Source organism: Cyclobacterium sp. 1_MG-2023 (genome assembly GCF_030546805.1).
GTDB lineage: Bacteria > Bacteroidota > Bacteroidia > Cytophagales > Cyclobacteriaceae > Cyclobacterium.
In genome coordinates this window covers 288602-300536 of sequence record NZ_JAUOPC010000001.1, presented here as the reverse complement: position 1 = coordinate 300536, position 11935 = coordinate 288602, and the positions used below count along the sequence as shown (strand labels likewise).

The window sequence follows — 11935 nt, the reverse complement described above, 5'->3', positions numbered from 1 at the left end:
TTATTCGGTTATTTTTTTAAGGATGCTTTGGTGAAAATATACGCAGGGATGGCTGGATTGAATTGAATTTTCTTAATAATAAAATCTGTTCCATTGCCTGATTTTAATACATCCTTAAAGTTGATTTTTTTTGGATACCACCGACCGTCAATCTGTGAAATGTCAGACAATGTTGTTTTTTTTAGGAGTTGCCCACTTTTGGCAAACAATTCTTCTTTAAGCGGAATAAATCGTTCCTGATCTACCCATATCTTACGCTTGTGATAACTTACATTTTCTACCGAAGCAGTTAATTCCAAAATCCAAGTTTTCCTTTCATCAATGGTTTCTTCTCCTAAAATGATTGCATCATATATTTCCTTCAGTTTTCGATCTTCCATCATGTCTTCATAAGACAAATCGGAACCCATAACAGATTGCCGAAGCATATGACCTGACAGCTGTATGGTCCTGTCTGTGGATGGGGAATAGATCCATAGACGGTCTTCCAGTTTTAACATCTTTGTTCCTCTCTCCCGTTCCGGGTAAAGGTATTCTGTAAAAGATTTTTTGTTGCCTTCGGTATAGGATTTTGAACCTATGGTTTGGACATTTCTTTTTCCTCTTATGATCATCTCTGATTCTGTTATTTCTGTTTTCGAAACCATGTTTTTATCCACCTTGTCAAGGATGATCTGTGCATCCTGGGCCTGCCCGGACATTATCCCCAAAAATAAAAAACTGAATAAAAGGATGATTTTTTTCATTTTTCCTGTAAAATTTCTTGCTGTATTCATAGATTAATAATCTTGATATTACACTTCCAACTCATTGAATAAACTGGCTGTTTCTCTTTTATATATTCCTATACCTGAAAGCATATTTCCAAAAACCATGGCAAATACCCCCGGAATAAAACCAATATAATAGAGATTAGGGGTTACCTTGGCACGCATTACCGTAGGCATCATCATGGAAGAGTTATCCACCATCCCTGCAATGTTGATTCCATAATTTTGCAAATAAAAAGCACCTACTAAGCCAATACCTGTACCAATCAAAGAACCAATCATTCCAATAAGGGTAGCCTCCATTACCAATGAACGATAGATTTTGCCTTTAGACTCCCCTAAAGCCAGTCGAATTCCAAACTCCTGATAACGTCTAAGCCCTCCTATCAAACCTGTATTCCACAAAACCACAGACATGGCTCCTACAAAAATTAACACAAAAATGGCCGACATGCTATTGGCATAATCCAGCAAATCTCCCAAATTATTTTGTGAGCGAAGGGTAAACATCTGGGGCGCATACTCATCCGGATTGCTCTTTAATTGATTGTTAAAGGAGTTCTCCATGGCCAAAGCAGCTTTATCATTATAAACACCATTGTGAAAAAAGCCAAGTATTTCCCCAGCTCCATTCTGCATGTCCAGCATTTGTCGAGCCGCTGAAATGTCAAGCAAAATGGCTCCTTTATCCATGGCTGCAATGCCAAACCGAATGGTACCACTGATGGTGAAATTCTGAAAAGTCATGCTGCCATTCATGGTAGTACCAAAATAAGTAACCTCATCTCCTATGTTAAGCTTTAGTTTTTTCGCAAATTCATCCCCAATAAGTGCTTCATTGGCATAATCAGGCAAAGCTCCTGAAACGATGGCCCTTTCAATATTCATTCGCTCTACTTCTCCACTGGAAGCATCCAGTAAATTGATGGCTATGCCGGCGGCAGGTCCCTGGCCTTTTGATTCACCATCGGCATCCGGAGCGTCCAGCAGGCCTCCAAAGCGAATTCTTTCCACCCATTGTAAATCCGGATAATTGGACCTTAGATAGGAAATCAAACTGTCAACTCCCAGCAAGGCCAAATCATTGGGTAGTTGTTCTTTGTTTTCAGCATAGGCCCTGGACATAACCTTCACATGACCGGTTTCAAATCTTGCATTTTGATCTACCATATCCGTCATTGCACCACTGAGAAAACCGCTCAATACAATGGTAAGCGATACACCAAGAGAAATGACAACAATTGGAAGTATGCTCCTACTCTTGTCCCGAATAATTCCTTTAAACAAAAATTTAATCATTGTAACTTTCCTTTTAAGGCCTCAACTGGATTCATATTTGCTATTTTTTTAGCAGGCAAAAAGCTAACGATGGTTGCAGAAATAATCAACAATAACATGGTTCCTGCAATTAGCTGAAGGCTAAAAACAGGGAATATTCTTTCGGCCATGGTCACCCCCATGCCTTGCGTTACTTCAGGAAATGAAATGCCTTTCACGGCCAAGAAACTAAGCATAGGTATTCCTACTATAGCCCCAAGGAGCATGGCAAGAAGACTGTACATATTGCCTTCTACTGTAAACAAACCTACCACTTGTAATCTGGTCATTCCCATGGCAATATAAGTTCCTATCTCTTTCTGTCTACGAAAAACAGACAATACCTGGGTATCAAAAATGGCCAATAAGGCAATGGCCAATAGCAATAAATACATTATCGATCCGGAAATCTTTTTGGAAGCAATAAGCTTGTTTATATCCTCAAGCAAGGTTTCTTGTGGGATAAAACTCCAGCCTTTTCTTTCTTGATGATTGTAATTTTTATTGGCAACAAAATAAGTGGCTTCTGCTTTAAAGCCGGTCATTTCTTGAAGTTGAGCCAAGCCTATCCACATTTGACCGGAATCTATACTCCCCACATCGGAATCAAAAATCTTAACGATGGTAACAGGCAAGGCATCAAAGGTTCCATGCTTATCTCTCCAGCGCAACAGTACTTCTTCTCCTTCTTTTAATTTGGCGGCGGCAGCCATCCTTTTGCCAATGATTACAGGAATTTCACCTTGCGAGGGGTTTAAAAAAGTGGTTGGCAATTTCAGCTGCTCTTGATCATGGGGTATCCCTTTAAGAGAAATGGACAGCATTCTTCCATGAGGATAAATGGAAGCCTGTCGGATCAAAATGGGCGTTAACATATTAAAGTCTTCCGGTTTGTAAGATTGATGCCCATCTTGTATGGAAAAAGGATCATAGGGATCATAATTGGCGGCACGCAATTCGCCATAGCCATACTCCCATTCAATTGAAGCCAGCTTGGCCTGTTGGTTCCAACCATCCAATAAGCCATTGTAGAAAAGGATAAGTATAAATGTAAAGGCTAGAATACCAACGTTCAGCCAGGTTCTTAAACCTGCCCCTATTAGGTTTTTGTAGGCAAGGATAAAGGCCAATTTCATGATTGAATACTTTGGTTATCCCATACATCAGAAACAACCTTTCCATCCTTTAAGGATACTGTACGATCAAGATAGGTCATCACTTTTTCGTCATGTGTTGAGAAAAGAAAGGTTGTCCCCAATTCCTTGTTCAAATTTTTCATGGTTTTCAATATGGCATGTGCATTGGCTGAATCCAGATTGGCTGTTGGTTCATCTGCCAGCAATATTTTAGGCTTTTTCACCATGGCCCTGGCGATTGCCACCCTTTGCCCTTCTCCTCCTGATAATTTGTCAGGTCTTTTATGGGCCATCTTTTCCAGACCAACCCATTCCAAAGCTTCCATAACTTCTTTTTTTCTGGTTTCCTTGGGTACATCTTGAAGAAGTAAAGCAAATTCTACATTCTCAAAAACTGTGTAAACAGGAAGGAGGTTGAAAACCTGAAAAATAAAGCCTATGTGCAGGTTCCGTAGGTTGGCCGAAGCCTTGTGACTGAGTTTGGCAATGTCTTTTCCCATAACAATGGCTTTGCCATCGGTGGGACTATCCAAGGAACCAATAATATTTAATAGTGTGGTTTTCCCTGAACCGCTGGGGCCTACAAAGCCAGCGAATTCTCCGGATTTAAAGGTTAATGAGACATCATTTAAAGCTGTGAAATAACCATCTCCAACTTCAAATTTTTTGGTTACATGTGACAATGAAATGATATTTTCCATAATGCTTTTGTTAATGGTTATAGACCAGCATCAACCTAATACCGGGACCTTTAAACTGGTTAAATAACTCATTTTGTTGAATACCGGTTTGTGTACTTTCAGGGTTATAAAAGCCCATAAGGTAACCGGTTAGTTTTTTAAATTGATGTGAATAATTTAGAAAGAAACTAGTATTTTCTGAACTCCAATCGTAATAAATAACAGTGCTAAGGTTATCAAAAAAGCTTAGTGGATACATAAAAGTAGCAGCAGATAAGTGCATACCATCATTTACTGAAAATTGCTCTTCATCAAAATTGATTTGCATGTGTTCAACTACCGCATTTAAACCTGTACCTAAAGAGAAAGTATAGTCTACGCCAAGGTTCAGTAAGGTTTGGTTGGTCAGGTTCCCAATGTTTTTTTTGCGATGGATATAAACTGATTCAAACCATAAACCTATGCCCACATCCCATTTTCCATCCAAAGCCAATCGGTTTTCCGGAATTTTACTAAAAGTATTGACAAAGTCTAGTTTTGTGGTATTTGCGCTACGATGGTGATAGGAAAAAGCCAACTCTCCTTTGGGGACCGGGTGTTGTATTCTCCCTCCAAATTCCGGGATTGATTTATTGGTAGGGACCACATCAAATCCCCTGGCCTTTTCATTGCCATAGAGTCCCCACAATCTAATATTGGCATTGTTTAAAAAGGTATACCTACCCATAATTCCATAGACACCATTAGTCAATTGTAACGGATCTCTTGGATCTATTTGATTGAACCATTGCAAGGGCCGTAGAATTGATGCTGATCCAAAATCGATTTTTTGTAAGCCCAACCTTAATTCAAACTGTTTGGAACTGTACCTGAGCCATATTCGATAAGGATTGATGTTAAAATTAGTTTGGGATTCATTTAAGTCAGAAAAAAGAACCGTACTTGATAAATTGGCTGAGGCCAGCAGGTCTAAATTTTTTGCGGAATCTATTTTAGTCGTAAGCCTAAATTCAGGAATATACCTTGTTCCGAAAAAATATGGCAAATCATTTTTAGGACTGAAACTACCTACCATCGAAGCTTGTCCATGAAAAGATGCCTTTTGGGCAGTGGAAGGCCTAATCGACAAACACATTATAACCAATAAAAAGCCTGAAACCTTCATTTTAATTTTTCATGAGATACAATGCCATAAAAAAAGAAATTAACCAATTCCATGATTAAGTCTTCTAAACTATCATACATGGCAATTAATTTTTCATCCCTTAATTTGATGTTGATGTCGTTCATCATATGGATAAGAAATGGAAAATGCAGGTCTTTTCTTACCCATCCCTCCCTCTGCGCCTCTTTCATGTGATGAATAAATTTTTGTTGGCCTTTTTCATTGGCTTCTACCATTAGTTGTCGTAATTCCTCATCCTCATTATTGGTCACATCTTGGATAAACTCCTGACTAATGCCACGAGAAAACTCATGTTCCAATACAATGACCTCTTTGATTTTGTTCGGAAAATCAATCTCCTTACTCATGATTTCATCATACAATTGCTGGCTCCTGGAGATGACATCTTTTAATACCATGATGGAGACAACCTTTTTATTGGCAAAATTTCTATAATAAGTCATTTTGCTTACCCCTGCTTTCTCACATATTTCTGCTACAGTGACTTTATTGATCCCGTACTTCCAGAAGCAGTCCTTGGCCGCTTTTAAGATAGCCACTTGGCTTTTTGTTCTTTTTGTCAAATTTTTTGTTACTTAATTTTTATGAATATACGTTTTTAGTAACATTATTCAAAATCAGTAACATAAATTAAAAAGGGTGAGTATTTATTTGTTAATAAATAAGGTAGTGATTTGGAGAAAAAGCACCCTTATAATTCAAAAATTCCACCTTACCTATCTATAGGATCAATCCTATTAACAAAAGAATTTTAAGTAGAAAGAGCAATGAAGTAGGGATAAATAGAAAAAATTAACAAAACACTAATGAGAATTAATTTCCGTAGGTAATAGAAAGTATATTACATCTTTCGTGTTAAATTAAAAGTCGAAGAAATTGTTATTCAGTTAGCATTCCATGAAACACTTTACTTTTTCCCCTTTTGACAAGACTACTTGTTACAAAAGTAACTTTGTTATTATCAAAGGAAAATTTAATCGTTTCGGTATGGGGGCTTTCAATGTATTTAATCTCAATTACTAGGGTTTGAAAATCCTCCCAGTGATAACTAGAAAAGATCTTATAAGGGGCAAGTCCACTTAAGGCATTCTTGGCTTGAGAAACCAAATAAGGTTGTTTTCTTTCCGATATTCCTGAAACCCAATGGCCATTTCCTGCCATTAAACGGTGACTTTTTTGACCTTCAATTGAATGTATCTTCAAATTATCTTCTTGAAAATTAAAGCTAAATTCCACCTTTCCTTCATTGGATTCAAAAGCTATGAATTTATGATCCAGCATTGCTTCCATCCATTTATTCTCAACGCCTATTGCCGGTTGATGAGAAAGGTTTTCTAGTCGTTTTTGTAAAGTAAAATCATCGGAAATATTACTTTCTCTATCAAATGCAGGCAATATATGGTTCCATACTTCACTTAGTAAGCCTTGAAGATTTGAGGTTTCGGAAGTAATAACAATTACTGCTTCCTGTTTGGGTAATATTAATATATATTGGCCAAAAGCCCCATCTGCACGGTAAGAATCATGACGGCTTCTCCACATTTGGTAGCCGTATCCCTGAAGCCAATCACTGTTGGCTTTTTCTTCCTTACTTGCTTCAGGATTTTGGAGTATTTTTAAACTTTTTGCTTCCTTTATCCAGCTTTCAGGCAGAATTTGTTGTCCATGCCAATTTCCATTTTGCAAGAAAAGTTGACCTAATTTGGCCATGTCCTCCGTTTTTACCCTAAGTCCATAACCTCCGGTATTGATCCCTTGCGGACTTGTTTCCCAATCCACTCCTTCGATACCTAAAGGCTCAAAAAGTCGAGGTTCTAAGTACTCCAAAAGGGTTTGTCCTGAAACTTTTTGCACAATTGCAGACAACATATAAGTAGCTATGGTGTTGTATATAAATTGCTCTCCCGGTTGATTTACAATTGGCACAGCAAAAAATGACTTGGCCCAATCATCGGTTTGAACAATAGAAAAAGTATAATCTCTGGCATGCCCAACACTCATAGTCAACAAGTGTTTTATTTTTAGGTTTTTAAGGTTATCACTTACTTCTTCAGGCAAGGACTTTGGGAAGAATTGAATTACTTCATCTTCAACCGAAATCAGTCCTTCACTTACGGCAAATCCGATGCCTGTAGCAGTATAAGTTTTGCTGACAGAATACATGGTATGCTTTAATTGAGGACCATAGGGTTCCCACCAGCCTTCTGCAATGACTTTCCCCCTACGCAAAACCATCAAACTATGTAGCTCATGTTCGCTTGCATCCACCTTATCCAAGAAAGACAATATTCCTTGTGCATCTACATTTTCTTTGGAAGGGCTACTGTATAGAAAATCTGTCGCATTTTCCTGTCCAATAACCTGAAAAGAAACGAGTAAGAACAATATAAATTGATAGGTGGACTTCATGGCATGGGTTATTTTGGCTGGGGGATTTGGTTTATTATCGAATGTGATTTTGATAATGTTGCAAAGTTTCTTGGTAATCGAACTGAAGATCTTCGTGCAGTCCTGAGATTAATTTCTCCATTTTCTTAACCTGTGCGGCATAAAGATTATCAATGACAGGATGGTGGAAGCCAAGATAACCATATTCAATTAAGTTTTCACAAAAATAAAGGAGTACTTCTAAAGTTGTTACCTTGTCTTTGTTGAGTTTCAAGTTTTTGTTCATTAACCTTCGAATAGCTTGAGCAGATTTTTTGGCAGTATAATAGCTCCTTCTATTTCCATTCTGAAAGGCTTCCTCCAATTCCTCTTTGACCATGTTTAAATACAATTCATGGTTACCGTCTTCAAAAAGTTGAAAGTACAAAAAAGCTTTATTGTCTCGGTTTAATTTGCTCAGTTGCAAAACCAAATCTACCAATTCAGCTTCATTTCTTTGTTTGAGTTCCTTTTTTATTGTAACCAGGCTTGGAATTTTCATTATAAAAATGCGTCTTTTAAATGATTCTTAAGGCTATTAATAGTAAAAAACTGTAGGAAAATAAACCTGAGATTTGATTTATTTAATTTGTTACCTACTTTTTCTATCATCCCCGTTACTTAATAAATAAGTAAATGCTTTGGCATCGGGAGTTTCCCGGAGAATAACAGTGATTATGGCAATAATTGGGATGGACAAAACCATCCCTATAATTCCCCATATGGCATTGCCGATAATCACCGCTAAAATAATAAAAAAGGGATGCACATTTACCTTATTGCCTAAGATAATGGGTTGGAATACGTAGGAATCTAAAAATTGAACAAATAAAAAAGTGACCGTAATTCCTACCAAGGTATCTACTTCACCTCCTGACAGCAAACCGATAAAAAGTGCCAAAACATAGCCGGCCATATTTCCAATAAAAGGAATCAGTGAAAGAAAGGCCGCGATAAAACTTATGAGAAAGAAATCTTCAGCTCCTGAAATCCACATCCCCAAACTATAAAGTACTACAAGGATCACCATTAAAATTAAACGGCCATTCAGGTAATGTCTTACTACTCGAGCAGAGTCATGCATGGCCCTACTTACCTTATTTTTAATGGAATCAGGAAATAATTTGATAAAAAAAGTATAGAACATGTGTCTAAAATGAATAAAAAAGAAGAGGTAGACAAACATCAATAGAAAATCAGCTGCGGTTCCCAACACTTTCCCAAGCATCAAAAATGCTTCCTCCTGAGCAATGTCCGGTGTTTTTTCTACTTCTATTGATTTTTCATCATTTAAGCCATAGGTTTCTTTATAGGCTTCCAATTTGCTCCTTTCCAATGGGGTATGCGCCAATACAAACAGCTCAACTTTTTGTGCCACAGGACTTAAACGTTCCTTCATCACATCTGCATCCTCCAAAAATGACCTTACTTGCAAAGATATTACACCGGAAATCCCTATAAAAGCAACAAATACTACCCCCACAACAAAAGAAGTACTTAAAAGACAGTGTAAGCCTTTTTTTTCCAACAGCTGAGCAATGGGATATACCAATAAGGCCAATACCCAGGCCAGGACTAATGGGGCCAAAACCTTTTGGGCAGCCATTAACCCTAGAACTAAAAAGTACAAAGCTATAATTATTAGGGCAGATAGGACTATTGGGCTAAATCGGGTAATTTGTTTTCTCATGGGTACATTTTAGAACTAAATACTTATTTAAAAAATGCAATAAATGTGCTACAATTTTTCACTTCAACTGATTGATGCCTTTCAACCGTAAACCTTTACCGATTGTTCAAAAAATAATTTATGTATATGGAAGCTCTTGAAATTTCTAATACCTAAAGCCTGGCTAATAATCCTGGCTTCATTTAAATATATAGAATATTGGTACTCTATTGATTACGGCGTATATCTATCACTTTTTTTGTTTTATCGTTTGTTTTCATCTGATAAAATCGCAGTCAAATCTATTGCCGGAAAAGGGAATTTAATTAAATTGAAATTTTGAAAAAATATATAATATTGAAATTTATGTTTGATCAATAACACGATCTATTGCTTTGTGATGCTAGTCATTCTTAAAAAACAATATAGTATTTTGCTCCTCAATTTATTTGTTCAACTGTTGGTCAAGTATTCTTTCAAATCATATGACCAACAAGGCTAAAAAAATACACTTAATGAAAACATTTATTTTAACCTCCTGAAATAATGACAATTAACAATTTACCCAAAAAGCTTATTATCATTATTCAATTTTTACTTGTCCTACTAATCTGTACCGAGGTATGGGCTCAAGTGGATGAGATAGCCTTAATCCGCCAAAGAATAGTCTCACAATTGAAAAGTAATCCGATAAAGACCGATGAAGTTATAAGGCTGATGAAAAATATTCAATCGGATGGAAGTTTTAAGGATATTAATTATGCGGATTTAAGTAGAACAGCGAGTTTTCCCCAAAGAAAACACACCGCCGGCCTGGTAACTTTAGCCCAAGCTCACGAATCCGAGGGCAACCCCTATTATTTAGATAAAGATCTGTTGGATAAAATCATATTGGCTACCAATTTTTGGGTAGAAAATGATTTCGTTGGGGATAACTGGCACAATAACCAAATAACAACACCGGGAAACTTGGTCCATTTAATGTTACTTATAGGAAGAAAATTGCCGGAAGAACTGGTGGTTAAAGCGCAACCCATTATAGGAAGGGCCAATATGAATGCTTCTGGTGCCAGACCTAGTGGAGATCGAATTGTAATTGCAGGAATTTTAGCTAAAAACTTGCTCTTTATCGAAGACAAGGCAACTTTCGACGAGATAATCAAAATTATAGCGAATGAGATAAAATTCAGTCCGGAAGAACGTGGGATGCAACAGGATTATAGTTTCCATCACAGGAAAGACAGGGTAAACAATACTACCTCCTACGGATATGGAAAATATGCCAATGCTTTTGGAGAATGGTCTGATTATGTGGCAGGTACCTCCTATGCCTTTGAGGAAGATAAAATCAATCATTTGGTCGATTATTACCTTGATGGCATTTATAAACAGTTGGTTTATGGAGTATACGAAGACATAAGTGTAAAGAATAGGAGCATTGCAAACAGGTCTACCTTCAAAGCAAAAGGGACTTTGGAAATAGAACGTTTACTACGAAGTACTTCCTATCGGGATAAAGAATTAGAAGAAATAATAAAATTACGAAAAGGGGAAGTCACTCCTGCCCTATCCTTTGCCAAGTTTTTTTGGCAATCCGAACACTTTGTTTTGCAAAGACCCAATTATTACACCACTGTCCGAATGTTTTCCAGTAGGAATAAGAACATGGAAAAACCTTATAACGGGCCGGGAATAACCACCCATCATAGGGCCGATGGCACCAATTACCTGATGCTCAAAGGAGATGAATACCATAATATTTGGCCGATCTACGACTGGCAAAAAATATCCGGAACAACCATTCTACAAAAACCGGAATTACATAATGGTGAAAGTATACAAAAGGCAGGAACAATGGATTTTGTAGGGGCTGTAGAAAATGGTAAAAATGGTGCGGTAGGTTTTGATTTCACCAGCCCTCATGATGATACCAAAGCAAAAAAAGCTTGGTTTTTCTTTGACCAAAGTTATGTTTGTTTAGGAACTGCCATAAAAGGAGACAAAGATCTACCTGTGGCTACTACCGTGGATCAGGTGCTAATTAGATCCCCAATAAGCACCATGCAAACCGGGGAAAAAGCTGCACCACTCCCAGAGGGTACCCATGAGATTAGCCAATTAAAATGGCTGTATCACGGGAATATAGGCTATGTATTTCCTGACGAAAGTAGTGTACATGTATCAAATCAAGTGGAAACAGGTCGATGGTCGGATATTACAGATCAAAAAAACATATCAAACGAAATCGTCTCAAGAGAAGTATTGAAAATATGGTTTGACCATGGAGTGAATCCACAAAATGGAAGCTATATTTATATGGTTTTTCCCGGGATTTCAGAAAGTGAGTTAAAATCCCTCTATGTATCCGGAACCCCTTATTCCATATTATCCAATACAAAAGAACTTCAGGCGGTAAAGAATAAGGAAGAACAAGAAGTGCAGGCAGTATTCTATCAATCCGGGAACTTACTATTAGAAAATACATTAAATTTGAAAATGGATAGTGCAGGTATTATTTTGCTTCAACTGAACCATGGAAAGGTGCACTCCATATCCATCTCGGACCCAACTAGAAAATTGAAAGAAATAACATTTACGCTCGATGGACTATATAAGGTATTAAATAAAAACATTAGTGCCATTAAAAACAAGCAGTCGAATACAACATTTTTTACCCTTAAAATGCCTGAAAAAGAATATGCAGGGAAAAGTATTACCTTTCAACTTAAATAGTCAATATAAATCCTGAT

Annotated in this window: 10 protein-coding genes; 1 reads left to right on the top strand and 9 read right to left on the bottom strand. The window is 37.2% G+C overall.

What is annotated here, in order from left to right; all coding sequences use genetic code 11:
* Positions 1 to 8: 8 nt before the first annotated feature.
* The 9 genes from Q4534_RS01070 to Q4534_RS01030 form a co-directional block, all read right to left on the bottom strand.
* Positions 9 to 776 (bottom strand): outer membrane lipoprotein-sorting protein, encoded by a 768-nt coding sequence (locus Q4534_RS01070; protein WP_303611312.1) that lies wholly within the window; start codon positions 774 to 776, stop codon positions 9 to 11.
* Positions 777 to 794: 18 nt separating this feature from the next.
* Entirely contained in the window at positions 795 to 2069 is a 1275-nt protein-coding gene (locus Q4534_RS01065; protein WP_303611311.1) for an FtsX-like permease family protein, read from the bottom strand.
* Positions 2066 to 3223 (bottom strand): ABC transporter permease, encoded by a 1158-nt coding sequence (locus tag Q4534_RS01060; RefSeq protein ID WP_303611310.1) that lies wholly within the window; start codon positions 3221 to 3223, stop codon positions 2066 to 2068. Before Q4534_RS01060 ends, Q4534_RS01065 begins: the two co-directional genes overlap by 4 nt.
* A complete protein-coding gene (locus Q4534_RS01055) occupies positions 3220 to 3924 on the bottom strand; it encodes an ABC transporter ATP-binding protein (protein ID WP_303611309.1) in 705 nt (234 codons plus the stop codon). Before Q4534_RS01055 ends, Q4534_RS01060 begins: the two co-directional genes overlap by 4 nt.
* 10 nt (positions 3925 to 3934) lie before the next feature.
* A complete protein-coding gene (locus Q4534_RS01050; protein ID WP_303611308.1) occupies positions 3935 to 5038 on the bottom strand; it encodes a hypothetical protein in 1104 nt (367 codons plus the stop codon).
* Positions 5039 to 5064: 26 nt separating this feature from the next.
* The gene (locus Q4534_RS01045) at positions 5065 to 5652 is read right to left on the bottom strand and encodes a TetR/AcrR family transcriptional regulator (RefSeq protein WP_303611307.1); all 588 of its coding nucleotides are present in this window, start codon (positions 5650 to 5652) and stop codon (positions 5065 to 5067) included.
* Between the two features lie 316 nt (positions 5653 to 5968).
* Complete coding sequence (locus tag Q4534_RS01040) at positions 5969 to 7498, bottom strand: serine hydrolase (protein WP_303611306.1); 1530 nt, start codon at positions 7496 to 7498, stop codon at positions 5969 to 5971.
* A gap of 34 nt (positions 7499 to 7532) precedes the next feature.
* A complete protein-coding gene (locus Q4534_RS01035; RefSeq protein WP_303611305.1) occupies positions 7533 to 8018 on the bottom strand; it encodes a hypothetical protein in 486 nt (161 codons plus the stop codon).
* A 90-nt stretch (positions 8019 to 8108) separates the two neighbouring features.
* On the bottom strand, positions 8109 to 9206 hold the full coding sequence (locus Q4534_RS01030; RefSeq protein WP_303611304.1) for an AI-2E family transporter: 1098 nt from the start codon (positions 9204 to 9206) through the stop codon (positions 8109 to 8111).
* 525 nt (positions 9207 to 9731) lie between these two features.
* Here Q4534_RS01030 and Q4534_RS01025 point away from each other — a divergent pair.
* The gene (locus Q4534_RS01025; RefSeq protein ID WP_303611303.1) at positions 9732 to 11918 is read left to right on the top strand and encodes a polysaccharide lyase family 8 super-sandwich domain-containing protein; all 2187 of its coding nucleotides are present in this window, start codon (positions 9732 to 9734) and stop codon (positions 11916 to 11918) included.
* Positions 11919 to 11935: the final 17 nt, after the last annotated feature.